The sequence below is a fragment of the Methylobacterium carpenticola genome, from assembly GCF_042748905.1.
Taxonomy (GTDB): Bacteria; Pseudomonadota; Alphaproteobacteria; order Rhizobiales; family Beijerinckiaceae; genus Methylobacterium; species Methylobacterium carpenticola.
Genome location: NZ_JBHZEO010000001.1, coordinates 4,381,120 through 4,407,522 on the forward strand (window position 1 = coordinate 4,381,120; position 26,403 = coordinate 4,407,522).

The 26,403-nt window shown below is 71.0% G+C and carries 27 protein-coding genes; 12 read left to right on the forward strand and 15 right to left on the reverse strand.

What is annotated here, in order from left to right; translation table 11 throughout:
• The first annotated feature begins 6 nt into the window (after window positions 1-6).
• Window positions 7-1,194 (forward strand): DNA-processing protein DprA, encoded by a 1,188-nt coding sequence (gene dprA / locus ACE101_RS20490; RefSeq protein WP_379133391.1) that lies wholly within the window; start codon window positions 7-9, stop codon window positions 1,192-1,194.
• Between the two features lie 59 nt (window positions 1,195-1,253).
• Here dprA and ruvX read toward each other — a convergent pair whose 3' ends face one another.
• Window positions 1,254-1,751 (reverse strand): Holliday junction resolvase RuvX, encoded by a 498-nt coding sequence (ruvX, locus tag ACE101_RS20495; RefSeq protein ID WP_379133394.1) that lies wholly within the window; start codon window positions 1,749-1,751, stop codon window positions 1,254-1,256.
• 50 nt (window positions 1,752-1,801) lie between these two features.
• Between ruvX and ACE101_RS20500 the strand changes: the two genes are divergently transcribed.
• From ACE101_RS20500 to gatB, 6 genes are all read left to right on the forward strand, one after another.
• Window positions 1,802-2,512: a metal-dependent hydrolase gene (locus ACE101_RS20500; RefSeq protein WP_379133397.1), complete on the forward strand. Its 711-nt coding sequence runs from the start codon at window positions 1,802-1,804 to the stop codon at window positions 2,510-2,512.
• A 100-nt stretch (window positions 2,513-2,612) separates the two neighbouring features.
• Window positions 2,613-3,191: a hypothetical protein gene (locus ACE101_RS20505; protein ID WP_379133399.1), complete on the forward strand. Its 579-nt coding sequence runs from the start codon at window positions 2,613-2,615 to the stop codon at window positions 3,189-3,191.
• A 129-nt stretch (window positions 3,192-3,320) separates the two neighbouring features.
• Window positions 3,321-3,608 carry an Asp-tRNA(Asn)/Glu-tRNA(Gln) amidotransferase subunit GatC gene (gatC, locus tag ACE101_RS20510; RefSeq protein WP_379133402.1) on the forward strand — a complete coding sequence of 96 codons (288 nt, stop codon included), beginning with the start codon at window positions 3,321-3,323 and terminating at the stop codon, window positions 3,606-3,608.
• Window positions 3,609-3,664: 56 nt separating this feature from the next.
• Window positions 3,665-5,158, forward strand: a complete 1,494-nt coding sequence (gene gatA / locus ACE101_RS20515; protein ID WP_379133405.1) for an Asp-tRNA(Asn)/Glu-tRNA(Gln) amidotransferase subunit GatA — start codon at window positions 3,665-3,667, stop codon at window positions 5,156-5,158.
• A 4-nt stretch (window positions 5,159-5,162) separates the two neighbouring features.
• Entirely contained in the window at window positions 5,163-5,462 is a 300-nt protein-coding gene (locus ACE101_RS20520) for a hypothetical protein (RefSeq protein WP_379133407.1), read from the forward strand.
• Window positions 5,463-5,653: 191 nt separating this feature from the next.
• On the forward strand, window positions 5,654-7,126 hold the full coding sequence (gene gatB, locus ACE101_RS20525) for an Asp-tRNA(Asn)/Glu-tRNA(Gln) amidotransferase subunit GatB (RefSeq protein WP_379133410.1): 1,473 nt from the start codon (window positions 5,654-5,656) through the stop codon (window positions 7,124-7,126).
• Window positions 7,127-7,326: 200 nt separating this feature from the next.
• Here the strand turns inward: gatB and ACE101_RS20530 are convergent, their stop codons facing one another.
• Both ACE101_RS20530 and ACE101_RS20535 read right to left on the reverse strand, forming a co-directional pair.
• A complete protein-coding gene (locus ACE101_RS20530; RefSeq protein WP_379133411.1) occupies window positions 7,327-7,533 on the reverse strand; it encodes a DUF1737 domain-containing protein in 207 nt (68 codons plus the stop codon).
• A 121-nt stretch (window positions 7,534-7,654) separates the two neighbouring features.
• Entirely contained in the window at window positions 7,655-8,512 is an 858-nt protein-coding gene (locus ACE101_RS20535; protein WP_379133413.1) for an outer membrane protein, read from the reverse strand.
• A gap of 276 nt (window positions 8,513-8,788) precedes the next feature.
• On the opposite strand from ACE101_RS20535, the gene ACE101_RS20540 reads away from it, so the two are divergent.
• The 3 genes from ACE101_RS20540 to ACE101_RS20550 all read left to right on the forward strand — a co-directional run bounded on the left by ACE101_RS20540 (window position 8,789) and on the right by ACE101_RS20550 (window position 11,814).
• The gene (locus ACE101_RS20540) at window positions 8,789-8,974 is read left to right on the forward strand and encodes a hypothetical protein (RefSeq protein WP_379133416.1); all 186 of its coding nucleotides are present in this window, start codon (window positions 8,789-8,791) and stop codon (window positions 8,972-8,974) included.
• Window positions 8,975-9,201: 227 nt separating this feature from the next.
• The gene (locus tag ACE101_RS20545) at window positions 9,202-10,632 is read left to right on the forward strand and encodes a DEAD/DEAH box helicase (RefSeq protein ID WP_379133419.1); all 1,431 of its coding nucleotides are present in this window, start codon (window positions 9,202-9,204) and stop codon (window positions 10,630-10,632) included.
• Between the two features lie 120 nt (window positions 10,633-10,752).
• Complete coding sequence (locus ACE101_RS20550) at window positions 10,753-11,814, forward strand: GGDEF domain-containing protein (RefSeq protein ID WP_379133421.1); 1,062 nt, start codon at window positions 10,753-10,755, stop codon at window positions 11,812-11,814.
• Between the two features lie 93 nt (window positions 11,815-11,907).
• Here ACE101_RS20550 and sufA read toward each other — a convergent pair whose 3' ends face one another.
• Complete coding sequence (gene sufA, locus ACE101_RS20555; protein WP_379133424.1) at window positions 11,908-12,288, reverse strand: Fe-S cluster assembly scaffold SufA; 381 nt, start codon at window positions 12,286-12,288, stop codon at window positions 11,908-11,910.
• Window positions 12,289-12,528: 240 nt separating this feature from the next.
• Window positions 12,529-14,331, reverse strand: a complete 1,803-nt coding sequence (locus ACE101_RS20560) for an ABC transporter transmembrane domain-containing protein (protein WP_379133427.1) — start codon at window positions 14,329-14,331, stop codon at window positions 12,529-12,531.
• A 139-nt stretch (window positions 14,332-14,470) separates the two neighbouring features.
• Here ACE101_RS20560 and rpmE point away from each other — a divergent pair, with 139 nt between their 5' ends.
• Window positions 14,471-14,719: a 50S ribosomal protein L31 gene (rpmE, locus tag ACE101_RS20565; protein WP_379133430.1), complete on the forward strand. Its 249-nt coding sequence runs from the start codon at window positions 14,471-14,473 to the stop codon at window positions 14,717-14,719.
• Between the two features lie 170 nt (window positions 14,720-14,889).
• Here rpmE and rcdA read toward each other — a convergent pair whose 3' ends face one another.
• The 10 genes from rcdA to ACE101_RS20615 form a co-directional block, all read right to left on the reverse strand.
• Window positions 14,890-15,423, reverse strand: a complete 534-nt coding sequence (gene rcdA, locus ACE101_RS20570; protein WP_379133432.1) for a protease adaptor protein RcdA — start codon at window positions 15,421-15,423, stop codon at window positions 14,890-14,892.
• 490 nt (window positions 15,424-15,913) lie between these two features.
• Window positions 15,914-16,129: a hypothetical protein gene (locus tag ACE101_RS20575; protein WP_379133433.1), complete on the reverse strand. Its 216-nt coding sequence runs from the start codon at window positions 16,127-16,129 to the stop codon at window positions 15,914-15,916.
• Window positions 16,130-16,219: 90 nt separating this feature from the next.
• Entirely contained in the window at window positions 16,220-16,798 is a 579-nt protein-coding gene (locus ACE101_RS20580; RefSeq protein WP_379133436.1) for a GbsR/MarR family transcriptional regulator, read from the reverse strand.
• Between the two features lie 16 nt (window positions 16,799-16,814).
• The gene (locus ACE101_RS20585) at window positions 16,815-16,946 is read right to left on the reverse strand and encodes a DUF2474 family protein (RefSeq protein ID WP_379133438.1); all 132 of its coding nucleotides are present in this window, start codon (window positions 16,944-16,946) and stop codon (window positions 16,815-16,817) included.
• Window positions 16,946-17,953 carry a cytochrome d ubiquinol oxidase subunit II gene (gene cydB / locus ACE101_RS20590; protein WP_379133441.1) on the reverse strand — a complete coding sequence of 336 codons (1,008 nt, stop codon included), beginning with the start codon at window positions 17,951-17,953 and terminating at the stop codon, window positions 16,946-16,948. Before cydB ends, ACE101_RS20585 begins: the two co-directional genes overlap by 1 nt.
• 10 nt (window positions 17,954-17,963) lie before the next feature.
• Window positions 17,964-19,400, reverse strand: coding sequence for a cytochrome ubiquinol oxidase subunit I (locus ACE101_RS20595; protein WP_379133443.1), 1,437 nt, complete (start codon window positions 19,398-19,400; stop codon window positions 17,964-17,966).
• Between the two features lie 247 nt (window positions 19,401-19,647).
• Window positions 19,648-20,622: an NADPH:quinone oxidoreductase family protein gene (locus ACE101_RS20600; RefSeq protein WP_379133445.1), complete on the reverse strand. Its 975-nt coding sequence runs from the start codon at window positions 20,620-20,622 to the stop codon at window positions 19,648-19,650.
• A gap of 90 nt (window positions 20,623-20,712) precedes the next feature.
• A complete protein-coding gene (locus ACE101_RS20605) occupies window positions 20,713-22,026 on the reverse strand; it encodes a lipopolysaccharide biosynthesis protein (RefSeq protein ID WP_379133448.1) in 1,314 nt (437 codons plus the stop codon).
• The gene (gene metA / locus ACE101_RS20610) at window positions 22,023-22,958 is read right to left on the reverse strand and encodes a homoserine O-succinyltransferase MetA (RefSeq protein ID WP_379133451.1); all 936 of its coding nucleotides are present in this window, start codon (window positions 22,956-22,958) and stop codon (window positions 22,023-22,025) included. Before metA ends, ACE101_RS20605 begins: the two co-directional genes overlap by 4 nt.
• Before the next feature lie 17 nt (window positions 22,959-22,975).
• On the reverse strand, window positions 22,976-24,274 hold the full coding sequence (locus tag ACE101_RS20615; RefSeq protein ID WP_379133454.1) for an O-acetylhomoserine aminocarboxypropyltransferase/cysteine synthase family protein: 1,299 nt from the start codon (window positions 24,272-24,274) through the stop codon (window positions 22,976-22,978).
• 320 nt (window positions 24,275-24,594) lie between these two features.
• On the opposite strand from ACE101_RS20615, the gene ACE101_RS20620 reads away from it, so the two are divergent.
• Window positions 24,595-26,376 (forward strand): long-chain-acyl-CoA synthetase, encoded by a 1,782-nt coding sequence (locus ACE101_RS20620; protein ID WP_379133457.1) that lies wholly within the window; start codon window positions 24,595-24,597, stop codon window positions 26,374-26,376.
• Window positions 26,377-26,403 lie beyond the last annotated feature (27 nt).

Sequence of the window (26,403 nt, forward strand, 5' to 3'; positions counted from 1 at the left end):
CCTCACGTGCAGTTGACCGATGCGCAGCGTCTCGACTGGCTGCGGCTGATCCGCTCGGAGGGCGTCGGCCCGCGCACCTTCCGCGGGCTGGTGAACCGCTTCGGCGGGGCCGGCCCCGCCTTGGAGGCGCTGCCGGACCTCGCCCGGGCGCGCGGCAAGGCCGTCAAGGTCACGACGAAGGCGCAGGCCGAGCGCGAGATCGCGGCGGCGGCCCGGATCGGCGTGCGCTTCGTCGCCATGGGCGAGGCGGATTATCCGACGCCCCTCCAGGCCACCGACGATTGCCCGCCGCTCATTGCCCTGCGCGGCGAGGCCGCCGCGCTGCGGCGCCCCTGCGTCGCGATCGTGGGCTCGCGCAACGCCTCCGCCGCCGGGCTCACCTTCACGGAGCGGCTGGCCCACGCGCTGGGCGCCGAGGGCCTCGTCGTCGTCTCGGGCCTCGCCCGGGGGGTCGATGCCCGCGCGCATGCCGCCGCCCTCGAATCCGGCACCGTCGCGGTGCTGGCGGGAGGCCACGATCGGATCTACCCGGCCGAGCACGAGCCCTTGGCCGACCGCATCCTCGATCGCGGCGGCGCCATCGTCGCCGAGATGCCGCTGGGCTGGGAGCCGCGCGGACGCGATTTCCCGCGCCGGAACCGCATCATCTCGGGCCTGTCGCTCGGCTCGATCGTGGTCGAGGCGGCGCGCCGCTCGGGCTCGCTCATCACCGCGCGCTTCGCCCTCGAACAGGGGCGCGAGGTCTTCGCCGTGCCGGGCTCGCCCCTCGATCCCCGGGCCGAGGGCACCAACGACCTGATCCGGCAGGGCGCCACTCTCTGCGCCGATCCCGACCACGTCCTCGCAGTGCTGGCCCCGCTCATCGCCGGCCGGGGCGAGGCCGGCGGCGCGGAGGACGGCGAGCGGCCCGCCGGCCCGTCCCTGTACTGGGACGAGACCGACTTCTTCGGAGAGGACGCCGCGCCCCGGGCGCGGCGTCCCGGCTTCGAGGAGGCGCAGGAGCCCGCGCAGGAGCCCGCGGAGGCAACCGACCGGGGCCGCCTGGTCGGCCTGCTGGGGCCGTCGCCCGTCGCGGTCGATGCCCTCGCCCGGCAGGCGGGCCTGCCCGCCCGCTCGGTGCAGGGCCTCCTGCTGGAGCTGGAACTCGACGGGCTGGTGCTGCGCCATCCGGGCGGCGCGGTGTCGCTGCGCTGAGATCCACGCTCCTCCCGCCCGCGGCATCGGGGCGAGAGCGCGGGGGATGCGGCGCCGGCCTAGCCGGGATCGTCGGAATCCGGGTCCGGCTCCAGGCCGGCCAGCACGTCGAGGCAGCCCTGCAGGATGTAGGCGGCGGCGAGCTTGTCCACGAGTTCGCCGCGGCGCGCCCGCGAGGCGTCGGCTTCGAGAAGCGTGCGGGTCACGGCCGCGGTCGAGAGGCGCTCGTCGAACAGCAGCACGGGCAGCGGCAGGATCGGCGCGAGGTTGCGCACGAAGGCCCGGGTCGATTGCGCCCGCGGTCCCTCGCTGCCGTCCATGTTGAGGGGCAGACCGACGACGAGCCCGCCCACCCCGTGCTTGCGGGCGAGCGAGGCGAGCCGCTGCGCGTCCGGCGTGAACTTCACGCGCTTGATCGTCTCCAGCGGCGAGGCGATGCGCCGTCCCACATCCGACAGCGCGAGGCCGATCGTCTTCGTGCCGAGATCGAGGCCGAGGAGCCGCGCGCCGCCGGGACGCGAGGATTCCGCGAAGCTCGCGAAATTCTCCCGGTTCACCGGCGGCGCCCGGGCTTTAAGTACGTCGCGTCCATCCGGGAGACCTCCTCATGCGCATCACTTGGTTCGGCCACTCGGCCTTCCGCCTCGACTTCGGGTCGAGCCACGTCCTGATCGATCCCTTCTTCACCGGCAACCCCGCTTTCGAGGGCGGCGACGCCGCCCGCGCGAAGGCGGTCGAGGGCGCGACCCACATCCTGATCACCCACGGCCACGGCGACCACGTGGGCGACACCCTCGCGGTGGCGGGCGAGACCGGCGCCAAGGTCGTCACCAACTACGACCTCTGCATGTGGCTCGCCTCCAAGGGCCTGACCCATTTCGATCCGATGAACACCGGCGGCACCACCGACCAGGGCGCCTTCACGGTCACCCTCGTGCGGGCGGACCATTCGGCCGGCATGAGCGAGGCCGGCGTCACCGTGCCGCTCGGCCTGCCGAACGGGATCGTCGTCCGCGCGCCGGGCGAGCCCACGATCTACCACATGGGCGACACCGACATCTTCGGCGACATGGCGTTGATCCAGGAGATCTACCGCCCCGACGTGCTGATGGTGCCGATCGGCGACCGCTTCACCATGGGCGCCGAGACCGCGGCGCTCGCGGTGAAGAGGTTCTTCAAGCCGAAGGCCGTGATCCCCTGCCATTACGGCTCCTTCCCGATCATCGACCAGACCGCCGACGCCTTCGTGGCCGCCCTCGACGGCAGCGGCGTCCAGGTGGTCGTGCCCCACAAGGGCACCGCGGTGACGATCGGGTGAGGCGCCGCGCCGATTAAGGTTAAGGGAAGGTTGCCGTGGCGGGAGCGATCGGCGGGCGTTAACTCGGTGTTTACCCGCCGCCAACCGCACGAGGCCGCCCGTGCTGTCCTTCTCCTTCGCGACCACGCTGCCGTCGGGCGGCCGTGACGGCGCTCTTCGCCTGACGGTGGATCTCGACGGCTCGCTCTCGCCCCTGCGCGGCCCGCTTCCTGCCGCGGCGGGCCGCTTCTCCCGCTGGCTTCAGCGCGAGCCGGCGCGCCGCAGCCGGGTGCCGCACGCCGCCCTCGTGGCGATCGGGCGCGCCCCCGCCCCGCTGCGGCCGCCGAACCGCCCCGCAACGGCAACCGCCCGCGCCCGGGTGCCGGGGGGTGCCTTCGTGCCGGTCGGGCACGCCGCGCGCGACGCGGCTCAACCGCCGAGGCCGCATCCCGGCCGGCCGCGGATCGCCCCCGCCCCGCCGGCCCGGCGCCTCGCGCGGCCGCGCGGGGCGGCGATGCCGCTGCGTCACAAACTCATGCTGGCGCTCGCCGCCGAGGTGCTGCTCGCCGGGACGGCGCGGGCCCGCCAGGACTTCCGGACCCCCGCGATCATGATCGAGGATGCCGATCACCACGGTCACCGGATCGCATCCGCCGCAATCCGGTGGGAGACCGCCTGCGCTGAAGCCGCGCGCTGCTGAAGGACGGCGCCGTCTCCGGGGCAGGCGCTGATCCCGCCTCCCCTCGCCGTTGCGACCGCGCGAAGGCCGGTGCTATAGCGCCGGACAAACGGCCCCCGAGGCCGGACTTTCCACGCGAAGCGGGGTTTCATGTCGGTCGACGCGCAGACGGTTCGGCGCATCGCGCATCTGGCGCGCATCGCCGTGAGCGACGCGGAGGTGCCGCCGCTCCAGGACGAGCTCAACGCCATCCTGGCCTTCGTCGAGCAACTCGGCACGGTCGACGTCTCGGGCGTCGAGCCGATGACCTCGGTCACCCCGATGGCGATGAAGCAGCGCGAGGACGTGGTGACCGATGGCGGCTACGCCCGCGAGGTCGTCTTCAACGCGCCGCTGACCGAGGACAACTACTTCCTGGTGCCGAAGGTCGTCGAATAGGCGGGCGGGAGCGCGTTTCGGCGCGCGGGCATCTTGGGCGGCGAGGACTTTTCGACTTGAGCACGACACCGGCAGACCTGACCGAACTCACCCTCGCGGATGCGCGCGACGGTCTTCGTCAGAAATCCTTCTCCGCCCGCGAGATCACGCAGGCGCATCTCGACGCCGTGGCGCAGGCCCGCCCGCTCAACGCCTACCTGATCGAGACGCCCGAGCGGGCGCTCGCCATGGCGGAGGTGGCCGACCGCAAGATCGCCGCCGGCGAGGCGCGCCCCCTCGAAGGGCTGCCGCTCGGCATCAAGGATCTGTTCTGCACCCACGACGTCCCGACCACGGCGGGCTCGAAGATCCTCGAAGGCTTCCGGCCGCACTACGAATCGACGGTCAGCCACAACCTCTGGCGCGACGGCGCCGTGATGCTGGGCAAGCTCAACCTCGACGAATTCGCCATGGGCTCCTCGAACGAGACCAGCGCCTACGGCGCGGTTGTCTCGCCCTGGCGCCGCAAGGATTCCGATGCGCCGCTCGTGCCGGGCGGCTCCTCGGGCGGCTCGGCCGCGGCGGTGGCGGCGCGCCTCTGCCTCGGCGCCACCGCCACCGATACCGGCGGCTCGATCCGCCAGCCCGCCGCCTTCACGGGCACCGTCGGCATCAAGCCGACCTACGGGCGCTGCTCGCGCTGGGGCACCGTCGCCTTCGCCTCCTCCCTCGATCAGGCCGGCCCGATCACCCGCACGGTGCGGGATTCGGCGATCCTGCTCGCCTCCATGGCCGGGCACGACCCGAAGGACACGACCTGCGTCGATCTCCCGGTGCCGGATTACGAGGCGTCGGTCGGGCGCGGCGTGAAGGGCCTCACCATCGGCATCCCGAAGGAGTACCGCGTCGACGGCATGCCGGCCGAGATCGAGCGGCTCTGGCACCAGGGCGCCGAGTGGCTGAAGGCGGCGGGCGCGACCATCGTCGAGGTGTCGCTGCCCCACACGCAATACGCCCTGCCGGCCTACTACATCGTGGCCCCGGCCGAGGCCTCCTCGAACCTCGCCCGCTACGACGGCGTGCGCTACGGCCTGCGCGTCCCGGCCAAGGACATCGTCGGCATGTACGAGCAGACCCGCGCGGCCGGCTTCGGCCGCGAGGTGAAGCGGCGCATCATGATCGGCACCTACGTGCTCTCGGCGGGCTATTACGACGCCTACTACGTGCGCGCGCAGAAGATCCGCACCCTGATCAAGCGCGACTTCGAGACCGTCTACGCCAACGGCGTCGATGCGATCCTGACCCCCGCGACGCCCTCGGCAGCCTTCGGCATCGGCGAGAAGCAGAACGCCGATCCGGTGGAGATGTACCTGAACGACGTCTTCACGGTGACGGTGAACATGGCGGGCCTGCCCGGCATCGCCGTGCCGGCGGGGCTCGACGCCCAGGGCCTGCCGCTCGGCCTGCAGCTCATCGGCCGCCCCTTCGACGAGGAGACCCTCTTCGCCGCGGCACAGGTCATCGAGGATGCGGCCGGCCGCACCGTCCTGCCGCCGCGCTGGTGGGCCTGACCGCGTGACGGTTCCCTACTACCCGCCATCCGTCTGGCTGATGGCGGGCCTCGATCCGGTTCTGATCGGGGTCGCGCTCGTCCTCGGCTGGAAGGCGGATCAGTTCGGCAAGCTGTTCATCGTCGCCATCGTGGCGCTGGCGGTGTCGGTGCTGGCCTCGTGGATCCTCACCGGCATCGGCCTGCCCTGGCCGGCGCCGGTCGGCCACGACCTGCCGACCTTCTTCCCGGTGCGCACGGTGGCGGCCTTCCTGTGGGCCGTCCTCGGCTACGGTGCGCGGCGCGTGATCGCGCCCCGGACCTGACGCGCTTGACCGCCCCCGCCACGGCTTCCTACTAAGCATCGTTCGCCGCGGTGGTCCCCGGTTGGGCGGCGAAGATGATGCAAAACCAAGAGCCTGAGCGGACTTGCATGGGGCAGTCCTGCCTGGGCGAAACCGCACGCCTCTCCCGTTCGGGAGAGGACCGATCGCGCCATTCTCGGAGATCCCCTGCCATGAACGCTCCCGTGAACCCCAAGAAGCTGATCAAGGGCGCCTTGGGCGACTGGGAGGTGGTGATCGGCATGGAGGTCCACGCCCAGGTGACGAGCCGCTCGAAGCTCTTCTCGGGCGCCGCCACCGCCTTCGGCGCCGAGCCGAACGACCATGTCTCGCTGGTCGACGCCGCGATGCCCGGCATGCTGCCGGTGATCAACCGCGAATGCGTGGCCCAGGCCGTGCGCACCGGTCTCGGCCTCAAGGCGCAGATCAACCACCGCTCGGTGTTCGACCGGAAGAACTACTTCTACCCGGACCTGCCGCAGGGCTACCAGATCAGCCAGTACAAGAGCCCGATCGTCGGCGAGGGCGAGGTGCTGGTGGACCTCCCGGACGGCGAGACGATCCGGGTCGGCATCGAGCGCCTGCACCTGGAGCAGGATGCCGGCAAGTCGCTGCACGACCAGCACCCCTCCCTGAGCTTCGTCGATCTCAACCGCTCGGGCGTGGCCCTGATGGAGATCGTCTCGACGCCCGACCTGCGCTCGTCCGAGGAGGCCAAGGCCTACGTGACGAAGCTGCGCACCATCCTGCGCTATCTCGGCACCTGCGACGGCGACATGGAGAAGGGGAATCTCCGTGCCGACGTGAACGTCTCGGTGCGCCGCCCCGGCGAGCCCTTCGGCACGCGCTGCGAGATCAAGAACGTCAATTCGATCCGCTTCATCGGCCAGGCGATCGAGACCGAGGCGCGCCGCCAGATCGCGATCATCGAGGACGGCGGCACCATCGAGCAGGAGACGCGCCTGTTCGACCCGGCCAAGGGCGAGACGCGCTCGATGCGCTCCAAGGAGGAGGCGCACGATTACCGCTACTTCCCCGATCCGGACCTGCTGCCGCTGGAATTCGACCAGGCCTTCGTGGACGCGCTGGGCGCCGACCTGCCGGAGCTGCCCGACGCCAAGAAGGCGCGCTTCGTCGCCGATTACGGCCTCTCGGCCTATGACGCGACGGTGCTGGTGGCCGAGCGCGCCTCGGCCGACTACTTCGAGGCGGTGGCCAAGGGCCGCGACGGCAAGGCCGCGGCGAATTGGGTCATCAACGAATTGTTCGGCCGCCTGAACAAGGAGGGGCGCGGCATCGAGGACTCTCCGGTCTCGGCCGATCAGCTCGGCGCGATCATCGACCTGATCGGCGACGGCACGATCTCGGGCAAGATCGCCAAGGACCTGTTCGAGATCGTCTGGAGCGAGGGCGGCGATCCGCGCGCCATCGTGGAGAGCCGCGGCCTCAAGCAGGTGACGGATACCGGCGCGATCGAGGCCGCGGTGGATCAGATCATCGCGGCGAACCCGGACAAGGTCGAGCAGGCCAAGGCCAAGCCGACGCTGCTCGGCTGGTTCGTCGGCCAGACCATGAAGGCGACGGGCGGCAAAGCCAACCCGGCGGCGGTCAACGCTCTCCTGAAAGCCAAGCTCGGCATCGAGTGAGGTGGGAGCCGGGTTCGGGGCTCTCCTCCCCGTTCCCGGACGGCCGACGCGTCGGCGAACCGCCCGCAAGCAGCAGCGCCCGACCGGGAACGGACCTCGCACCGCTCCTCATCGGCGGTGGCGCGTAATCATCATCCGCGGCTCCCGGGGCACGAGAACGGCCGGCGATCATCGGCCGCTCCGCATCCCCCTGCGGGCGATCACTGCTCGGACAGCTTCATTTCCGGGCTGTATTCCTTGCCTTCGACCTCCTTGACGACCGCCTGGGCGGCGATGATCTGCCCGGTCGCGCTGTTGAAGGTGAGCGACGGGGATCCCGACAGCGACCATCCCTTGTTCAGGGCGTCGGTCACGCGATGGCAGAAGGCTGCGTCGTCGGGCCCGGTCAGAAGACGATAGAGCTTCATCCTGCTCCCTCATGGCTGGTCCGGCCTGATCCGTCCCGGCTCTTCATGGCCCGCTCCAACGACGAGAGCCCGGCCTTTCGGCCGGGCTCTCGCGCTGGGTGATCGGGGCCCAGGCTGGATCTTAGTAGGTGCCGAACTTGTAGTTCAGGCCGGCGCGGACCACCGCGAACTCGGTGTCGCGGCGCAGGTTGGCGCCGCTGACCACGACCACGCCCGGGCTCGACGTCGTCACGATGCCGCCCGCGTTGTTCACCGCGAAGGCGCCGTTCAGGCCGTTGCCCCGGTCGAGGTTCACGTAGAGGCCTTCGACCTTCAGCGTGACCGCGTTCGACTTGAAGAAGTTCAGGAACGAGTCGGTGGGCAGGGCGTACTCGACGCCGCCGCCGACGGTCCAGCCGGTCTGGAAATCGTCACGGTTGGCCGTGCCGAAGTCGCTGCCGCCGCCGCCGCCGTAGGCGAAACCGCCGGTGGCGTAGACCAGGGTCCGATCCCAGGCGTAGCCGAGACGGCCGCGCACGGTGCCGAAGTAGTCGAGGCCCGACAGGCCGTTCGGGTTGAAGACCTGCTGGGCGGCCAGCGGGCCGGTGGCCAGGAAGCGGTTCCGGTCACGGCCGAAATCGGCGTACTGGGCGTCGGCCTCGATGCCGATCACCACGCCCGAGCCCGGCGTGAACTGGTAGTTGTAGCCGACCTGACCACCGCCGACGAAGCCGTCGGAGTTGTTGCGGTTCTGGAAGGCGACGACCGTCGGGTTGAAGACCAGGCCGGAGGCCGGGCCGACGCCGATCACGGTCGGGTTGTTGTTGTCGTTGGTGCCGAAGCCGTAGCCGGCGTTGAAACCGGCGTAGAAGCCGGTCCAGGTGAACACCGGCACCGGCGTGAACACCGGCGGGGGAGCGGCCCGGCGCGGCAGATCCGCGGCCGAGGCGGCAGCGGTGAGACCCGCAAGGGCGACCGTGGAGAGGAGGATCTTCTTCATTCTCATGGTCCTGTTGGCGAGAGCCGGCGGGGCTTCTATCCCCGGCCTCACGTCCGGTCTGTCGCTTTCCTGCAACGAGGACAGCCAATAACCCCCCACTCGTCAACAAAAGATGAACTCACGGTTCTGGCGAATCGAAAAATGCTCCTCACGGTCATTACGCCAGATTAACCTTAATATCCTATTGTGCATCCGGTTCGATACCGGAGGCTCGACCGCATGCCGAAGAGTGATGACACGGCCCCGCCCCGCATTCTCTTGATGCGGACCGGCGCGGTGGCGATCGTGATGATGGTTGCGGCGGTCGTCGCGACGCGGTTCATGGCGAACCAAGGCCGTGCGACGCTCCAGCATGCCGCGGCCGCCGCCTTGCGGGTGGTCGCGGAGCCCGAAACCACCGGAACGCTGGCCGCGCTCGGCGATCTTCGCCTCGATCCCTGCGCCGTCCGCGCGGCGCCGTGAGCGGCATCGCCGCGGATTGTGGCGACGCAACCTCTTGACAAACCCGCGCCCATCGGGCGTGTCGCAGCGGCCGGCGCGATCCCGCGCGCGGCAGCAATGGCAGGTTCGGGTGTTCCGGTCGCACGAGCGCGGCGGGGATGCGAAACTTCTTTTCGTCCAGGCCGTTGCCGCGACGGATTCCCCATCGCGCCGGTTGCCCGGCCCGCGCGCAACGGTTTTCATTCCTGATGTCATTCGCCGAACTCGGTCTCAGCGAAAAGGTCCTGCAGGCCGTCTCCGCGGCCGGCTACACCACGCCGACCCCGATCCAAGCCCAGGCCATCCCGCACGTGCTCGCCCGCCGCGACGTTCTCGGCGTCGCTCAGACCGGCACGGGCAAGACGGCCGCCTTCACGCTGCCGATGCTCACGCGCCTCGAACAGGGGCGCGCCCGCGCGCGCATGCCGCGCACGCTGGTCCTCGAACCGACGCGCGAACTCGCCGCGCAGGTCGTGGAGAATTTCGAGCGCTACGGCACCAACCACAAGCTCAACGTGGCGCTGCTGATCGGCGGCGTCTCCTTCGCGGATCAGGACGCCAAGATCACCCGCGGCGTCGACGTGCTGATCGCGACCCCGGGCCGCCTGCTCGACCATTTCGAGCGCGGCAAGCTGCTGCTCACCGGGGTCGAACTCCTCGTCATCGACGAGGCGGACCGCATGCTCGACATGGGCTTCATCCCGGATATCGAGCGGATCGTGAAGCTGGTGCCGTTCACACGCCAGACGCTGTTCTTCTCGGCGACGATGCCGCCGGAAATCCAGCGGCTCGCGGACGACTTCCTGCACAATCCGGTGCGGATCGAGGTGGCGCGCCCCGCCTCCACGGCCTCCACCATCGAGCAGCGCCTCGTCGCCACGGGCGGTGAGGGCCACCAGAAGCGCAAGACCCTGCGCCGGCTGATCCGCGGTGCCGAGGAACTCAAGAACGGCATCATCTTCTGCAACCGCAAGCGCGACGTGGCGCAGCTGCAGAAATCCCTGGCCAACCACGGCTTCAACGTCGCGGCCCTGCATGGGGACATGGATCAGCGGGCCCGCATGGCGGCCCTGGACGCCTTCCGCTCGGGCGAGACCCCGCTCCTCGTGGCGAGCGACGTGGCCGCCCGCGGCCTCGACATCCCGGCCGTGAGCCACGTCTTCAACTTCGACGTGCCGCACCACGCCGAGGATTACGTTCACCGCATCGGCCGCACCGGCCGGGCCGGGCGCAACGGCTCCGCCTTCACTCTGGTCGCGCGCGGCGACGAGAAGGCGCTCGCCGCCATCGAGAGCCTGATCGGCCAGCCGGTTCCCTGGGCGGAGGGCGACCTCGCCAGCCTCCCGGAGGAGGAGCCCGGCGAGACCCGCGAGCGCCGTCCGTCGCGCGAGCGGAGCGGCCGCAGCGACCGGGCCGGTCGCGGCGACCGCAGCCGGCGCGGCGAGCGCCGGGTCGGTGAGGAGCGGCCGAAGCAGCCCCGCCGCGAGGCCCCCCCCCGGGCCGAGGATCGTCCCCGGGCGGCCGCCCGGCGTCGCGACGAGGACGATGCCATGCCGGAGGCCGAGATCGGCCTCGGATCCCATGTCCCGGCCTTCTTGCTCCGTCCGGTCGTGCTGAAGAAGCGAAAGGACCGTGAGTAGAGGGGCAGTTGTCCCGCTTGTTATAGTCGTGGCTGCAGCTTTAACGGCTTTTCCACCCGTTCGCTGTAGCCAGACGTGGTCGGACGGGTAGCGTTCCAGTCCGACGCACGGAGAAGCCGGATGAGCGACCTGTTCCGGGCCGACACGGACCGTAGTTTCACGGTCGGCCAGCGGGCCATCGAGCTGATGAAAGCCTACGGGTCTTCGGCAAGCCCGCGCAGCTATGCTGTCTGGTATACGTACGTGTCAGGGCATCAGCCTCTGCTCAACGAGGCGGTGAAGCGCCTGACGGCCGAGCACGGCGTTCTGCGCGACGATACGATCGACGTCCTCTACGACACCTACATCGACAGCCGCCGGCATTTCGCGGAGACCGAACGGGCGGGCACCACCATGCTGTCCGAGATGGAGCAGGTGCTGGAGATGCTCGACGTGGCGCTCGGCTCGACCGCCCGCTACGGCGCCTCGCTCCAGGCCTTCAGCCAGGATATCGTTTCGCCGACGGCGAACCGCGCCCGGCTGCGTGACCTCGTCACCTCGCTGATCGTTGCGACGCGCGACGTCACCGCGAACAACCGTACCCTCGAAGCGCGGATGCGGGAGAGCCGCGAGGAGATCCAGAGCCTTCACGAGACGCTGGAGGCGGTGCGGGTCGAATCCCTCACCGACCCGCTGACCGGCATCGGCAACCGCAAGCTGTTCGAGGAGGTTCTGCGCAAGGCCGTCGAGGGCGCGGCCGCGAAGGCGCAGCCCCTGTCGCTCATCATCCTCGACATCGACCATTTCAAGCGGTTCAACGACGTCTACGGCCATCTCACGGGCGACCGCGTGCTGCGGCTCGTGGCGCTGACGATGCGCGAGATGGTCGATTCCCGTGCCACCATCGCGCGGTTCGGCGGCGAGGAATTCGGGGTGATCGTGCCCTACGGGGCGCGGAGCGAGGCGGTCAGCGTGGCGGAGCGGATCCGCACCAGCGTGATGGGCCGCGAGCTGGTGAAACGGTCGAGCGGCGAATCGCTCGGCCGCGTCACGGTCTCGGTCGGCGTCGCCTCCTACCGGGGCGACGACACCGCCGTGTCGCTGCTGGAGCGTGCCGATCAGTGCATGTTCGCGGCCAAGCGTGCCGGCCGCAACCGCGTCGTCGTGGACGATGCGGAGTTCGAGGCGACGCAGGTCGCCTGATCGCGGCGAGCAGCGGGGGAGCCCGCCACTCGCCGTTCCCGAGAGACGTCACGCGTCGGACGGGTTCGATGCGCGGGCGGCCGCGCCCTCGGGTCAGGCCTCGGCGGCCTGAAGCGCCTCGGGCTTGACCGGCGTGATCGCCACCGATTCGCCGCAGCCGCAGGCCGAGGTCTGGTTCGGGTTGTTGAAGACGAATTGCGACGACAGCTTCGTCGTCTGGAAGTCCATCTCGGTGCCGAGCAGGAACAGCACGGCCTTCGGATCGACGAAGACGCTGACGCCGCGATCCTCGACCACGTCCTCGCCGGGACGCCGCTCCTCGGCATATTCCATCGTGTAGCTCATCCCGGCGCAGCCGCCGTTCTTCACGCCGACGCGCACGCCCGCGATGGGGCGATCGGCATCCGCGATGATGCTCTTGATCCGCGCGGCGGCGGCCTCGGTGAGCGACATCACCTTGAAACTCTTGACCATCGTTCTCTCCGGCAGCCGGGTTCAAGGCCCGGGCGGTTGAGGATTCAAACCATCGACCGGCAAGATAAGCATCGCCCGGTGCGGGGTCCACCGCACCGGAGCCGCAAGGCCCTCGTCGGACGGTCAGGGCCGTCGTCATACGGTTTCCGGATGATCGCTTCGCGATGCGGAAACCGGTCTCGCTCAGGCGCCGCGCGGGCTCGTGATACGGTTTCCGAAAGTGATCTTCCGGAAACCGTATCAGACGGCAACCAGCCGCGCGCCCTGGCCCTCGCCGGGATCGGCGAACTGCAAAGCCGCGAGCTGGGCGTAGAGCCCGTCGCGGGCGAGCAGCCCCTCGTGGGTGCCCTCTTCCACCACGCGTCCCTCGTCGAGCACGAGGATGCGGTCCGCCGCGCGGATCGTGGCGAGGCGGTGGGCGATCACCAGCGTGGTGCGCCCGCGCATCAGCAAGTCGAGGGCGGCCTGCACGGCGCGCTCGCTCTCCGCATCGAGGGCCGAGGTCGCCTCGTCGAGAAGGAGGATCGGCGCGTCCTTCAGGATCGCGCGGGCGATGGCGATGCGCTGGCGCTGGCCGCCCGAGAGGGTCACGCCGCGTTCGCCGACAGGGGTGGCGTAGCCCTGCGGCAGGGCGCGGATGAAACCGTCCGCATGGGCCTGCTCGGCGGCCCGGATCACCTCGGCCTCGCTCGCCTCCGGTCGTCCGTAGCGGATGTTGTCGAGCACGCTGCCGCTGAACACGGTCGGGTCCTGCGGCACGAGCGAGAGGCGCGCGCGCAACGCCGCCGGGTCGACCGTATCGACCGGGACGCCGTCCACCCGCACCCGTCCCGAATCGGGATCGTAGAAGCGCAGGAGCAGTTGCAGCACCGTGCTCTTGCCGGCGCCGGACGGGCCGACCAGGGCGACGCGCTCCCCGGGCGCGACGCGGAAGGTCAGGTCGTGCAGGGCGGAGCGCTCCGGCCGCGTCGGATAGGAGAAGCTGACGCTCTCGAAGGCCACCTCGCCCCGCGGCGGGGCCGGCAGGGCCGCGGGCGCGGCCGGAGCGGCGATGGCCGGCTCGGTGCGCAGGATCTCGCCCAGGCGCTCCGCGGCGCCCGCCGCGAGGGTGAGTTCGCCGTAGACCTCCGAGAGCTGCCCGAGGGCGCTCGCGCCGAACACCGCATAGAGCACGAATTGCGAGAGCTGGCCGGCCGACATCACCCCGCTCGCCACCCCTTGCGCCCCGTACCAGAGCACGCCGACGACGCTCGCGGAGACGAGGAAGATCGCGACGCCGGTGAGCAGCGCCCGGGCCCGGGCGGAATCGCGGGCCGCCGTGAAGGCCGCCTCGGAGGCCGCGGCGAAGCGCGCGGCGGTGGCCGGGCCCATGCCGAAGGCCTGCATGGTCCGCACCGCGCCGACCGCCTCGGTGGCGTAGGCGGAGGCGTCCGCGAGCCGGTCCTGCGCGGCGCGCGAGCGGCGGCGCACGCCGCGGCCGGAGAGGATCAGCGGGAACACGATGACCGGGATCGCCGCGAGCACAAGCACGGAGAGCCGCGGGCTCGTCCACACCATCATGGCGACCGCGCCGAGGAACAGGAAGGCGTTCCGCAGCAGGATCGAGAGCGACACGCCGAAGACCGACTTCACCTGCGCGGCATCCGCCGTGAGGCGCGAGACGAGTTCGCCGCTGCGCGTCCGATCGAAGAAGGCCGGATCGAGGATGGTGAGCCGCGCGAAGACGGCGGCGCGCAGATCGGCGATCACCCGCTCGCCGAGCGTGACCACGAAGTAGTAGCGCGCGGCGCTCGCGACCGCGAGCACGCCGACGACGCCGATCAGCGCCCCGAAATAGGCGTCGATCAGGGCCGCGCCGACCTGCGAGAAGCCGAGATCGACCACGCGCCGGATGGCGATGGGGACGACGAGCGTCGCGCCGGCCGCGGCCATCAGCGCGACGAGCGCCGCGGCGATGCGTCCGCGGAAGCGGAGGGCGAAGGGTATGAGCGGCTTCAGCGCGCCCAGGGAGGCCCGGGAGCGGGCTGTGTCGGCGGAATCCATGTCGAGTGAGTGAATCCGTTTGTTACGCTTGTTTGGCGCCGTCGGGTGAGGTATAGGCCGCCGCTCATCCGATTACGCGCGATCAATGGCCGCGGCCCCGAGCGGAGCATGTGCGGCGGGCCGTTTCAAGGATTACGTCATGGCGAAGACCACTGCCAAGAAGGCAACCGAGCATCCCGACTACCACTTCATCAAGGTGGTGATGACGGACGGCACGGAGTACACGACCCGGTCGACCTGGGGGAAGGAGGGGGACACCCTCAACCTCGATATCGATCCGACCACCCACCCGGCCTGGACGGGCGGCGAGCAGAAGCTGATGGACCGCGGCGGCCGCGTGTCGCGCTTCAACTCGCGCTTCGGCAACCTGACCTTCGGCAAGAAGTAAGCCTGCGGGCGCACGGCGCCCGGCACCGGCTTGCACGGATCGAGCCCCGGCCTCCGGTCGGGGCTTTTTCGTGTCCGTCGTCCGGAACGGGACGCCCGGGTCCGCCCAAGACGAAGCCCCTCCTCCGCGAGGGAGAAGGGGCCGGGTTCCCGCCTTTCGGGAAGAGGCGTCTACTGCGCCGCGTTGAAGGCGGCGCGCAGCATGCTGTGCTGGGCGAAGACCGGGCTCTCGCGCGGCGCCGGCGTCGGGCGGTCGTCCGAGATCAGGCTGTCGAGATGCCGGATCCGCGCATGCAGGCGCTTCGAATGCTCGACCAGCGCCTGAAGGGACAGCGGCAGCTCCGCGAGCACCACCGCCGAGGTCTCCGGCCCCTCATTGGTGCCGAGCCGCACCCGGGTCTTCTCCTGCTGCGCCTCGCTCAGGGTCAGTTCGCCCTCGGCCACCGCGCGCTGCACGAGCAGCCAGGAGGCGATCTGCATCAGGCGGGTCGTCAGGCGCATGCTCTCGCTGGCGTAGCTCAGGGCCGCATGCCGCGCGAGAAGCCGGGATTCGTCGCGGCCGGGACCGTCGAGATAGGCGGCGGTCTCCTCCACCAGGGTCATGCCCTCGCGGAACAGGGTCCGGAAAGCCTCCGAGGCCACGAAGGTCTCGCCGAAATTCACCGTCTCGCGCGGGTCCCGAAACATGACGTCCATCCCCAACATGACCCCTCCTGCGACCTGGGCGTCCTGGCGCCGTTCCGTTTCGGAACAGGCGCTCCGTGTTCGAACCCGACGTCGCAACAATAGCGCCGCGGGCCGGCCGGCGCCCGGGTAACGGCGTATTAACCTTAACGCGCAACGCGCCAGACGGCACGGGGCTCCCGAGTCGCGGCGTCGCGGGGAAGGATGGGGGCCAAAAAAGAAAGCCGCCCCGAAGGGCGGCGAAGAGTCGTACAGGGAGGCATCAAACAGAGTGGACAGAGACCACTCGACATCCAGAAGGCTGGACAGCTCCGGTTATCGTGTAGAAAGCTTAAGGAATGGTTAACGGACTGTAACGCCAAGCTCGATCCGGAAACCTTCACGAATGGTTACGACGACGCCCGGTCGACGCGACGGCGAGCGAGGCGGGGGAGACAAACGAAAGCCCCTCTCCCGCGAGGGGAGAGGGGCCCGAGCCTTGTCTTGACCAAGCGTTGCGGCTGGCGAGCCGTCAGCCGGCATGCAGCTCCGGGCCGCCCGCGGCCGCGAACGCGGCCCGCGCCTTGCGCGGTGCATCGTTGTAGGGCGCGTTGTAGCAGCGGCGCACGGAGGCCCAGTAGGCGTCCCGCTCCGCGGGGGAGAGGCGGCTGAGCGCGGCGTTGAGCGCCGCTTCACCGGCCGCTTCGAGGCTCTTCAGGTCCGAGGTGGTCAATTCGATGGACGACATGCCCGATCACATCCGAGCGTGAGACGATGGCGCCACCATGGCACAGCTCGTGCCGCACTGCACGCGCTTCGGGACGCCAGCGTGATCGAATCATGACCGGCCCGGCTCGCCCTCGTCCCGGCGCGGCCCGGCGCCGAGCAGCCGGTCCTTCATCTCCAGGATCCGCTGCACCCGCGCGCCGAGGCTGAGGAGCTGGATCAGCCGCTCGGTCTCCAGGCGCCGCACATCCGCGTACCAGCCGGCGAAGAGTTCGAAGAGGTCGTGCATCTCGCGCAGCCGTGCCTGCGCATGCCGCTCCTCGTCGGTCCGCGGCTCCTGCATCAGAATCTCGCGCAGCAGGGTCAGGGTCGGGTCGACCTCGCGCTTCTTGCGCTCCTCCACCAGGGTGCGGACGATCTGCCAGATGTCGTCGGGCGTCGAGAAGTAGTCGCGCCGGTCGCCGGGCACGTGCTGCAGGCGCACGAGGTTCCAGGCCTGCAATTCCTTCAGGCCCATGCTGACGTTCGAGCGCGAGAGGCCGAGCCGCTCGACGATCTCGTCGGCGTTGAGGGCCCGCTCGGCGACGAAGAGCAGGGCGTAGATCTGGCCCACCGTGCGGTTGATGCCCCAGCGCGAGCCCATCTCGCCGAAATGGAGGACGAAGGTCTGGATCAGCGGGGGGAGCTGCACGCGGGCACCCGACGGGTCAGACGGCCTTGAGCCAGGCGCGCAGGACGAAGGCCACCGCCCCGAGGACGAGGACGCTGCCGCCGTAGAGCGCCACGAACCAGAGGAGCCGGCGCCATAGCGCCGCCGGCTCCGGGGACGGAGGTGCCATCAGTGGTAGCCCGTCGAGTCGACCTTCCCGCGGAACACCCAGTACGAATAGGCGGTGTAGGCCAGGATGATCGGGATCAGCACCGAGGCGCCGACCAGCATGAAGATCTGGCTCGACCGCGGCGAGGCGGCGTCCCAGATCGAGATCCGGCCGGGCACCACGTCCGGGTAGATGCTAATGCCGAGGCCGATGAAGGAGAGCAGGAACAGCCCGAGCGCGATCAGGAAGGGCGCCCGCTCCCCGCCGCGATGCAGCGAGCGGAAGAAGAACACGCTCGCGATCACGACGAGGAGCGGCACCTGGGCGGCGAGGAGCACGTTCGGCATCGTGAACCAGCGCTGCCAGTACTTGCCCTCCAGGAAGGGCGTCACCGCGCTCACCAGCGCGATCGCCACGATGGTCGCGGCGCCGAGGCCCGCCGCGAGGCTGCGCGCCCGGTCCTGAAGCGGCCCGACCGTGCGCATCACGAGCCAGGTCGCCCCGAGCAGCGCGTAGCCGCAGACCAGGGCGAGCCCGACCAGGATGCTGAAGGGCGACAGCCACTCCCACCAGCCGCCCGCATAGGCCCGGCCCTCCACCGTGATGCCCTGCAGCATGGCGCCGAGCGCGATGCCCTGGGCGAGCGCGGCGACCACGGAGCCGCCCGTGAAGGCGAGGTCCCAGAAGGCCCGGTGTCCCGGATCGCGCCAGCGGAACTCGAAGGCCACGCCCCGGAAGATCAGGCCGAGCAGCATGGCGATGATCGGCACGTAGAGGGCCGGCAGCAGCACCGCGTAGGCGAGCGGGAAGGCGGCGAACAGGCCCCCTCCCCCGAGCACGAGCCACGTCTCGTTCCCGTCCCAGACCGGGGCGACCGAGTTCATGGCGGTGTCCCGCTCCTCACCCGGCCGGAAGGCCGGGAAGAGGATGCCGATGCCGAGATCGAACCCGTCCATCACGATGTAGGCGAACACCGCGAAGGCGATCACGAAGGCCCAGACCACCGTCAGGTCGATGTGCTCCACCATCTCCACCTCCTCATTCGGCGGGCTGGAGCGTGCGGTCCGGATGGACCGCGGGGGCCGGCGTGATGCCGGCCGTGCGGATCGGCGCGCCGGTCTCGACGCCGGGCTCGCCGTAATGCGGCGGCTTGCTCATCAGCTTGAGGATGTAGATCACGCCCATCGAGAACACCGCGAAGTAGATCAGCACGAAGGCGGTCAGCGAGCCCGCCACCGCGGGTGCCGAGAGGGGCGAGACCGACTGCGCCGTGCGAAGCAGCCCGTAGATCGTGAAGGGCTGGCGCCCGACCTCGGTGGTGATCCAGCCCGCCAGCACGGCGACGAAGCCGGCCGGGCCCATCAGCAGGGCAAAGCGGTGCAGGGAGGCCCATTCGTAGAGCTGGCCGCGCAGGCGCGCGTAGAGGCTGAACAGGCCGAGGGCCAGGATCAGGAAGCCGAGCCCCACCATCACCCGGAAGGACCAGAACACCACCGGCACCGGCGGCCAGTTCTCCCGCGGCACCGTGTCGAGCCCCTTCAGCGGCGCGTCCGGATCGTGCTTGAGGATCAGCGAGGACAGCTTCGGGATCTGCAGGGCGTAGTCGACCCGGCGCGTCTCCTCGTTGGGCCAGCCGAACAGGACCAGCGGCGCCCCGGCCGGGTGGCTCTCGAAATGGCCCTCCATGGCCATGACCTTGGCGGGCTGATGCTCGAGCGTGTTGAGCCCGTGCGCGTCGCCGGCCGCGATCTGGATCGGGGCCACCAGGGCGGCCATCCACATCGCCATCGAGAACATGGTGCGGGCGCCCTCGTGCGGGCCGCCCACCGCCGCCTTCCGGTCGCGCAGGAGGTGCCACGCCCCGACCGCGCCGACCACGAGCGCGGTCGTCAGGTAGGCGGCCAGCACCATGTGCACGAGGCGGAACGGGAAGGAGGGATTGAAGACGATCGCCCACCAATCCTGGGGTACGAACTGCCCCTTCTCGTTCAGGGCGTGGCCCTGCGGCGTCTGCATCCAGGAATTCACCGACAGGATCCAGAAGGCCGAGAAGAACGTGCCGGCCGCCACCGCGAGCGTCGCCAGGAAGTGCAGGCGCGGGCCGACCTTGCTCATCCCGAACAGCATCACGCCGAGGAAGCCCGCTTCCAGGAAGAAGGCGGAGAGCACCTCGTAGGCCATCAGCGGCCCGAGCACGGGACCGGCCTTGTCGGAGAACACCGACCAGTTCGTCCCGAACTGGTAGGACATCACCAGCCCCGACACGACGCCCATGGCGAAGGCGACGGCGAAGATCTTCACCCAGTACTTGAACAGGTCGAGGAAGACTTGGCGCCCGGTGGCGAGCCAGAGGCCTTCGAGCACGGCGAGGTAGCTCGCGAGCCCGATCGAGAAGGCCGGGAAGATGATGTGGAACGCCACCGTGAACCCGAACTGGATCCGGGCCAGGAACAGCGCATCGACGTCCGACAGCATGGACGAACCTCCGTGCGAGGCTTGCCTCCGGGGAGGCCGGGAACGCAGGTTATCTCGTCTTTTCAGGGATTTCTGAAAATACAGGAACTACGCGACCCATCGCCGCGACCCGGCGGCGGCGCGGGCGCCGTCGCGGGGTCGTGAACGCTGAACCGTGACGATGGGATCTAGCGGAGCGGTCCGCCGCGGCCAGCCACCCCGCGCGACCGGGGCGGTCCGCCGGGTTTTCGTCGGGATGCGCGACCCGTCAGGGCCGCAGCAGGACCTTGCCCACCGCCTCGCGGCGCGACAGGACGCCGAGCGCCTCGGCGGCCTGCGCGAGCGGGTAGACGCCGTGGACCTTGGCGGTGAGCCGGCCCTCGGCGACCAGCGCGAGGAGCCGGGCTTGGTTGGCGGCGTGCGCCTCGGGCTCGTTCTTCACGAAGGCGCCCCAATGCACGCCCTGCACGTCGATGCCCTTGAGGAGCACGAGGTTGAGGGGGATCTTCGGGATCGGTCCGGCCGCGAAGCCGATCACGAGGAACCGCCCCTTCCAGTTGAGCGAGCGCAGGGCCGGCTCGGAGAAATCGCCGCCGACCGGGTCGTAGACGACGTCGATGCCCCGCTCGCCGCCGAGGCGGCGCAGGCCCTCGCGCAGGTTCTCCGTCCCGTAATCGAGCACGAGGTCGGCGCCGTGCGCCTTGGCCGCCGCGAGCTTGTCGGCCGAGGAGGCGCAGGCGATGACGCGGGCGCCCATGGCGTGGCCGAGTTCGACCGCCGCGAGGCCGACGCCGCCCGAGGCGCCGAGCACCGCCAGGGTCTCGCCGGGTTTCAGGGCGGCGCGATCCTGAAGAGCATGGAGCGAGGTGCCGTAGGTCACGGTGAGGCCGGCGGCCTGCTCGTCGCTGACGCCGTCCGGCACGCGGCTGAGGCTGCCCGCGCGGACGACGATGCGCTCGCGGCAGGCGCCGTGGCCCAGATGCGCGATGACCCGCTCGCCGACGCGAAATCCCTCGACGTCCGGCCCGAGCGCCTCCACCACCCCGGCCGCCTCGGCGCCCGGCGAGAAGGGCAGGTCCGGCTTCACTTGGTAGCGCCCGGCGATGATCAGAGTGTCGAAGAAGTTGAGCGCGGCCACCGCGACCCGCACCAGCACCTCGCCGGGACCGGGCACCGGATCCGGCAGGTCCTCGATCACGAGATCCTCCGGGCCGCCGAGCGCCTTGCACAGGAGCGCCTTCATCGTCGTCCTCCCCGCCGCCGTCGTCGGCGGCCTGCCGCATCCCTGCGGCAGGCGCGCGAGGCTGGCAAGGGAGGGATCGGACCGGAGCGATCAGGCCAGGGCGGGCCGCGGTCGCAGGAGCGCGAGCACGTCGGTGCGCATCTCCCCGAGGCGGCGCAGGGTGACGGCCGTGCCGAGGATCCAGGCGGCGTAGCTCGCCAGAACCGCGCCCGCCGCCCCGGCGACGCCGAACACGGGCGTGAGCACGAGATTGGCCCCGACCAGCACCGCGAGCGCGAGGATGCAGAGGCGGGCGTTCAGCCCCTGCGCGCCGGTGAGCGTGAGGACATGGGCGCTCGGCCCCGCCAGCGCCCGCAGGAGCTGGCTGCCGATCAGGATGGCGAGCGGCGCGGCGCCCTGCCGGAACTCGGGACCGAACAGGCCGAGCAGCGGCTCGCCGGCCAGGGCAACCGCCGCGAGGGCGGCGAGCGTCGCCACGGCCGGCAGCGTCACCGCCCGGCGCAGGATGCGCCGCATGGCGGAGAGGTCGCCCGCGAGGCGCGCGTCGGCGAAATCCGGCACCGCCATCTGCTGGGTGACCTGGACCACGTAGCCGACGAGGAGCGCGAGCTTCAGGCAGAGGCCGAACACCGCCACCTGCGCCGCGGGAAGGAAGGGTGTGACGCACAGGATGCCGAGATCGGCGAAGATGTTGGTATAGAGCGAGAGCAGGATGAGGGCGTGCGCCTCGCGCCGCCAGCGCCGGGTGAGCCGGCGCGGCGGGATGCGCCGGGCCGGCAGGTGCGGTGCCAGCAGCCGGTACTGGACGACGGCGATGACGAGGGTGAGCGCGGCGAAGAGCCCCGTCACCACGGCGCCCGAGGCGCCGGGCCAAGCGAGGCCGAGCGCCACCACGAGGCCGAGGAGGCAGGCCGGCCGCACGATGCCCTCGGGCACGTAGCAGAGGCCGAACAGGCGCATCGCCCCGGCGAGATTCGTGAACAGGGTGAGGCTCGCCGTCGCCGGGATCAGCAGGCCGGCGATGACGCCGCAGGTGCGCGCGGTCGCGTCGAGGCCCGGCACGGTCAGGCTCAGGGCGACGATCCCGGCGCCGAAGGCGAGCGCGGTGGCGAGGCTGTCGCCGGTGGCCCGGGTCACGAAGGCGGCGTAGAGGCCGCGTCGCGCCTCGGCGCGGTAGCGGGCGGCGAAGCGCGGGGCGATCTGCTGATAGCCCTGGGTGGCGATGAGCCCGGCCACGATGGCGAGGCTGGTCGCGGCGTAGAACAGGCCGAGATCGTGGGCGCCGACGAAGCGGGCGAGGAAGGCCTGCGCGGCGAAGCCGAAGCCGGCCCCGCCGAGGCGGATCGCCGCGAGACCGGCGGAGCCGCGAAGGAGGCGGGCGAGGAGCCCGGCGCGGCCGGTCATGCGGCGCTCGCGGCGTCGGCGGCCCGGGCCCCGCGCCGTGCGGCGACGAGGGCGAGCCAGTTCGCGAACAGGGCCCGCGCCATCCCGGGCCAGGCCGGATCGGCGGGCGGGACCATGGCGGACGGATCGTTCCCGGCCGCGTCGAGGGAGGCCGAATCGAAGTAATGCGCGGGCAGGTCCGGCCGGTCGGGCCGCTCGCCGGCGAGGAAGCGGGCGAGGTCGCGGCGATACTCGCGGGCGAGGCTGTCGGGATCGTATTCCGGATGCCCCTGCAGGAAGACGAAGAGGCTGCGGCCCGGCCGCACGAACAGGTCGACCCCCGCCTCCTCCGAGCGGGTCAGCACGGCATAGCCCGCCGCCGCCAGATCGGTCTCCGGCAGCTCGTTCCAGCGGGAATGCGGCACCGGCAGCGTCTCGGGCAGGCCGGCGAGGAGCGGATGGCGGCCTTGCGCCCGGCAGGCGAACACGCCCGCGCGCTTGCGCGGCAGCCGGCGGCGGGCGACGCCGTCGAGGTGCAGCACCGCCGCATGGGCGGCGAGACACGAGAACAGGGTCGAGGCGGTGTTGTCCCGGGCCCAGTCGACGACGCGGGTGAGCGCCGGCCAGGAGGGCTCGTCGCGCAGATCCGCCGCGCGCGGCTCGCAGCCGGTGACGATGAGCGCGTCGAGGCCGGCGCTCTCCAAAGCGTCGGCGGGGGCCGAGCGCGGGGCGAGGTAGTCGAGCGCCTGCGGGCTGCGGGCGATCTCCGGGAGATGGAAGCGCAGCAGGCGCACCTCGTCGCCCAGCAGCCGCGCGAATTGCCGTTCCGTTGCCGCGAGTGCGGTGTCCGGCATGTTGTTGAGGAGGCCGATGGTGAGGCGCTCGCCGCCCGGCGCACGCCGCGCGGGGCGCAGCGGGATCGCGGGCGGGGACGTGACGACGGGCTGGCGCATCGCTGTCCGCCTCGCGGCTACTCGGCGGCGCGGATCAGGCCGCGGCTCGCGACCGCGAGGGCCTGATCGAGGTCGGCCACGATGTCGTCGCTGTGCTCGATGCCGACGGAGAGCCGGATCGTCTCGGGCCGCACGCCTGCATGGCGCTGCTCCTCGGGGGACATCTGGCGGTGGGTGGTCGAGGCCGGATGGCAGGCGAGCGACTTGGCATCGCCGATATTGACCAGCCGCTTGACGAGCCGGAGCGCGTCGTAGAAGGCCGCGCCCCCCGCATAGCCGCCCTGCACCCCGAAGGTGAGCAGCGAGGAGGCCTGCCCGCCGAGGTACTTGCGCGCCATCGCGTGGTAGGGGCTGTCGGGAAAGCCCGCGTAGTTCACCCAGGCGACGCGGGGATCGTCGCGCAGGAATTCCGCGACCTTGCGGGCGTTCTCCACGTGCCGCTCGACCCGCAGCGCCACCGTCTCGATGCCCTGGAGCAGCAGGAAGGCGCTCATCGGCGCCAGCACCGCCCCCGTGGTGCGCTGGTAGACGCTGCGCGCCCGCGCCGCGAAGGCGCCCGCCCCGAACCGCTCGGCATAGACGAGGCCGTGATAGGAGGCGTCGGGCTGGCAGAACATCGGGAAGCGCTCGGCGTGCTCCATCCAGGGGAAGCGCCCGCCATCCACGATGATGCCGCCGAGGGTGGTGCCGTGGCCGCCCATGAACTTCGTGAGCGAGGCGACGACGACGTCCGCGCCGTGATCGATCGGCCGCATCAGGATCGGGGTCGCGACGGTGTTGTCGACGACGAGCGGCACGCCGTGGGCATGCGCCACCGCGGCGAGTTCCGCGATGTCGCAGATGTTGCCCGCCGGGTTGCCGATGCTCTCGCAATAGACCGCCCTGGTGTCGCGGTCGATCAGGCGGGCCACCGCCTCGGGGGCATCGCTCTCGGCGAAGCGGGTGCGGATGCCCTGGCGCGGCAGCACATGGGCGAAGAGCGTGTGGGTGGTGCCGTAGAGCTGGGGCACCGAGACGATGTTGCCGCCGCAATCGGCGAGCGTCGCGATGGCATAGTGCAGGGCCGCCTGGCCGCTCGCGACGCTGAGCGCGGCGTGGCCGCCCTCCAGCTCCGCCACCCGCCGCTCCAGCACCGCGTTGGTCGGGTTGGCGATGCGGCTGTAGCGGTAGCCCTCGGCCTCCAGGTTGAACAGGGCGGCGCCGTGCTCGGCGCTGTCGAAGGTATAGGCCGCGGTCTGGTAGATCGGCACCGCGACCGCCTTGGTGGTCGGGTCGTCGTCGTAGCCGGCGTGGATCGCGATCGTCTCGGGCCGCATCGTCTCGTCCTCGCAGCTGTCGTGCTGGCGACCTGCAAGCGGCGCACCGTCCGGATTGTGCCGTAACGGAACGATCCCGGTGGTGCGTGCGGTCGTCGATCGCGGGATCCTCGCGCCGGAACTCTTTCGTCTTGCTTCCCGGCGGTCCGCGAAGGCGGCATTCCGGACGGGAAGCGGCGTCCATGCTGAAGATTGTCTTGCCGCAAAGGCTAGGATCGTCTGGTCTCGGGGCCGCCGCGCCCTGGAAGGACGCCGCAAGCCTTTGTTCATGCCTTGGGCCGCAGCGTTCCGTCCGAACTCGGCAGACTGGGATGCGAGGCATGGCGACCGCGAGCGCGCAGGTGGCGCGGCACGAACCGTCCGCTCGGCCGGGCGGCTGGCTCGGGGCGCTCGAACGCACGTCCCGAATCGGCGCGCAGCCCTGGCGGACCCTGCCGCGGGTCGTCGACGACCTCGGCCTCGCCCATGGCGAGGCGCCGGCGCTGATCGGCGAGCATGGCAGCCTGAGCCATGCCGGCCTCGCCGAGCGGGCGCGCCGCTATGCCCGCTGGGGGCTCGCCGAAGGCATCCGGGCCGGCGAGACGGTGGCCCTGCTGATGCCGAACGGCCCCGACTACATGGCGGCCTGGCTCGGGCTCAGCCGGATCGGCGCGCGGGTCGCGCTCCTCAACACCAATCTCACGGGGGCGAGCCTCGCGCATTGCATCGCGGAAGCCACGCCCCGGCACCTGATCGTCGGCGAGCGCTTCGCCTCCTCCTGCACCGCGGCGGCGCCGCATCTCGCCGAGCGGCCGCGGCTGGTCTGGGCCGGCGATCTCGCAGCCATGCTCGCGGACCACGACGGGGCGGCCTTCGCGGAGGGTGAGGAGCGCGGCGTGACCCTCGCCGATACCGCCCTCTACATCTACACCTCCGGCACGACCGGCCTGCCGAAGGCCGCCCGGGTGAGCCATCACCGGGTGATGACCTGGAGCCACTGGTTCGCCGGGCTCCTGGCGACCGGGCCGGAGGACCGGCTCTACAATTGCCTGCCGATGTATCACAGCGTCGGCGGCGTGGTCGCGACCGGCAGCGCCCTCGTGGGCGGCGGGGCGGCGGTGCTGCGCGAGCGCTTCTCGGCCCGGCGCTTCTGGGACGACATCGCGGCAGAGAACTGCACCCTGTTCCAGTATATCGGCGAGCTCTGCCGCTATCTCCTCGCCGCGCCCTCCCATCCGTTGGAGCGGGCGCATGCGCTGCGCATCGCCACCGGCAACGGCTTGCGGCCGGAGATCTGGACGGCGTTCCAGGCGCGGTTCGGCATCCCGCGCATCCTCGAATTCTACGCGGCCACCGAGGGCACCTTGTCGCTCTGCAACGTCGAGGGGCGAGTCGGCGCGGTGGGGCGGGTTCCGCCCTTCCTGGCGCATTCCTCGCCGGCGGCGATCGTCCGGCACGATCCGGAGACCGGCGCGCCGGCCCGGGGCGCGGACGGCCTCTGCCTGCGCTGCCCGCCCGGCGAGGCGGGCGAACTGATCGGCCGGTTGAGCCGGGAGGTCGGAAGCCAGCGTTTCGAGGGCTACACCAGCGCCGCGGCGAGCGATGCCAAGGTGCTGCGCGACGTCTTCAAGCCGGGCGACGCGTGGTTTCGCACCGGGGACCTGATGCGGGTCGACCGCCAGGGCTTCTACACCTTCGTGGACCGGGTCGGCGACACCTTCCGCTGGAAGGGCGAGAACGTGGCGACGACGGAGGTGGCGGCGGCGCTCGCCGCGGCGGCCGGCGTCGAGGCGGCGGCGGTCTACGGCGTGGCCGTCCCCGGCACCGAGGGCCGGGCCGGCATGGCGGCGATCAAGGCCGGGCCGGGCTTCGATCTCGCGGCTCTGCGCCGGGATCTCGCCGAGCGGCTGCCGGCCTATGCCCGGCCGCTGTTTCTGCGGCTCTGCGCGGATTTCGAGATCACCGAGACCTTCAAGCAGAAGACGCAGGCGCTGGCGGAGGCGGGTTTCAACCCGGCCCGCGTCGCCGACCCGCTCTACTTCGACGATGCGGGGGCCGGGGCTTACGTGCCGCTCGACGCGGATCTCCACGCGCGGATCGTGGGCGGCGCGGTTCGGGTCTGATCGCGCGGTCGAGCGAACCGGGCGCAG

Coding starts and splice junctions, on each gene's coding strand:
- ACE101_RS20605 (WP_379133448.1), bottom strand. CDS start 22,026: ATGACCGGCCGCGCCGGGCTCCTCGCCCGCCTCCTTCGCGGCTCCGCC.
- ACE101_RS20535 (WP_379133413.1), bottom strand. CDS start 8,512: ATGAAGAAGATCCTCCTCTCCACGGTCGCCCTTGCGGGTCTCACCGCT.
- ACE101_RS20575 (WP_379133433.1), bottom strand. CDS start 16,129: ATGTCGTCCATCGAATTGACCACCTCGGACCTGAAGAGCCTCGAAGCG.
- ACE101_RS20620 (WP_379133457.1), top strand. CDS start 24,595: ATGGCGACCGCGAGCGCGCAGGTGGCGCGGCACGAACCGTCCGCTCGG.
- ACE101_RS20500 (WP_379133397.1), top strand. CDS start 1,802: ATGCGCATCACTTGGTTCGGCCACTCGGCCTTCCGCCTCGACTTCGGG.
- rpmE (WP_379133430.1), top strand. CDS start 14,471: ATGGCGAAGACCACTGCCAAGAAGGCAACCGAGCATCCCGACTACCAC.
- gatB (WP_379133410.1), top strand. CDS start 5,654: ATGAACGCTCCCGTGAACCCCAAGAAGCTGATCAAGGGCGCCTTGGGC.
- ACE101_RS20595 (WP_379133443.1), bottom strand. CDS start 19,400: ATGCTGTCGGACGTCGATGCGCTGTTCCTGGCCCGGATCCAGTTCGGG.
- ACE101_RS20600 (WP_379133445.1), bottom strand. CDS start 20,622: ATGAAGGCGCTCCTGTGCAAGGCGCTCGGCGGCCCGGAGGATCTCGTG.
- sufA (WP_379133424.1), bottom strand. CDS start 12,288: ATGGTCAAGAGTTTCAAGGTGATGTCGCTCACCGAGGCCGCCGCCGCG.
- ACE101_RS20545 (WP_379133419.1), top strand. CDS start 9,202: ATGTCATTCGCCGAACTCGGTCTCAGCGAAAAGGTCCTGCAGGCCGTC.
- ACE101_RS20615 (WP_379133454.1), bottom strand. CDS start 24,274: ATGCGGCCCGAGACGATCGCGATCCACGCCGGCTACGACGACGACCCG.
- ACE101_RS20585 (WP_379133438.1), bottom strand. CDS start 16,946: ATGGCACCTCCGTCCCCGGAGCCGGCGGCGCTATGGCGCCGGCTCCTC.
- cydB (WP_379133441.1), bottom strand. CDS start 17,953: ATGGTGGAGCACATCGACCTGACGGTGGTCTGGGCCTTCGTGATCGCC.
- metA (WP_379133451.1), bottom strand. CDS start 22,958: ATGCGCCAGCCCGTCGTCACGTCCCCGCCCGCGATCCCGCTGCGCCCC.
- ACE101_RS20530 (WP_379133411.1), bottom strand. CDS start 7,533: ATGAAGCTCTATCGTCTTCTGACCGGGCCCGACGACGCAGCCTTCTGC.
- ACE101_RS20560 (WP_379133427.1), bottom strand. CDS start 14,331: ATGGATTCCGCCGACACAGCCCGCTCCCGGGCCTCCCTGGGCGCGCTG.
- gatC (WP_379133402.1), top strand. CDS start 3,321: ATGTCGGTCGACGCGCAGACGGTTCGGCGCATCGCGCATCTGGCGCGC.
- rcdA (WP_379133432.1), bottom strand. CDS start 15,423: ATGTTGGGGATGGACGTCATGTTTCGGGACCCGCGCGAGACGGTGAAT.
- ACE101_RS20550 (WP_379133421.1), top strand. CDS start 10,753: ATGAGCGACCTGTTCCGGGCCGACACGGACCGTAGTTTCACGGTCGGC.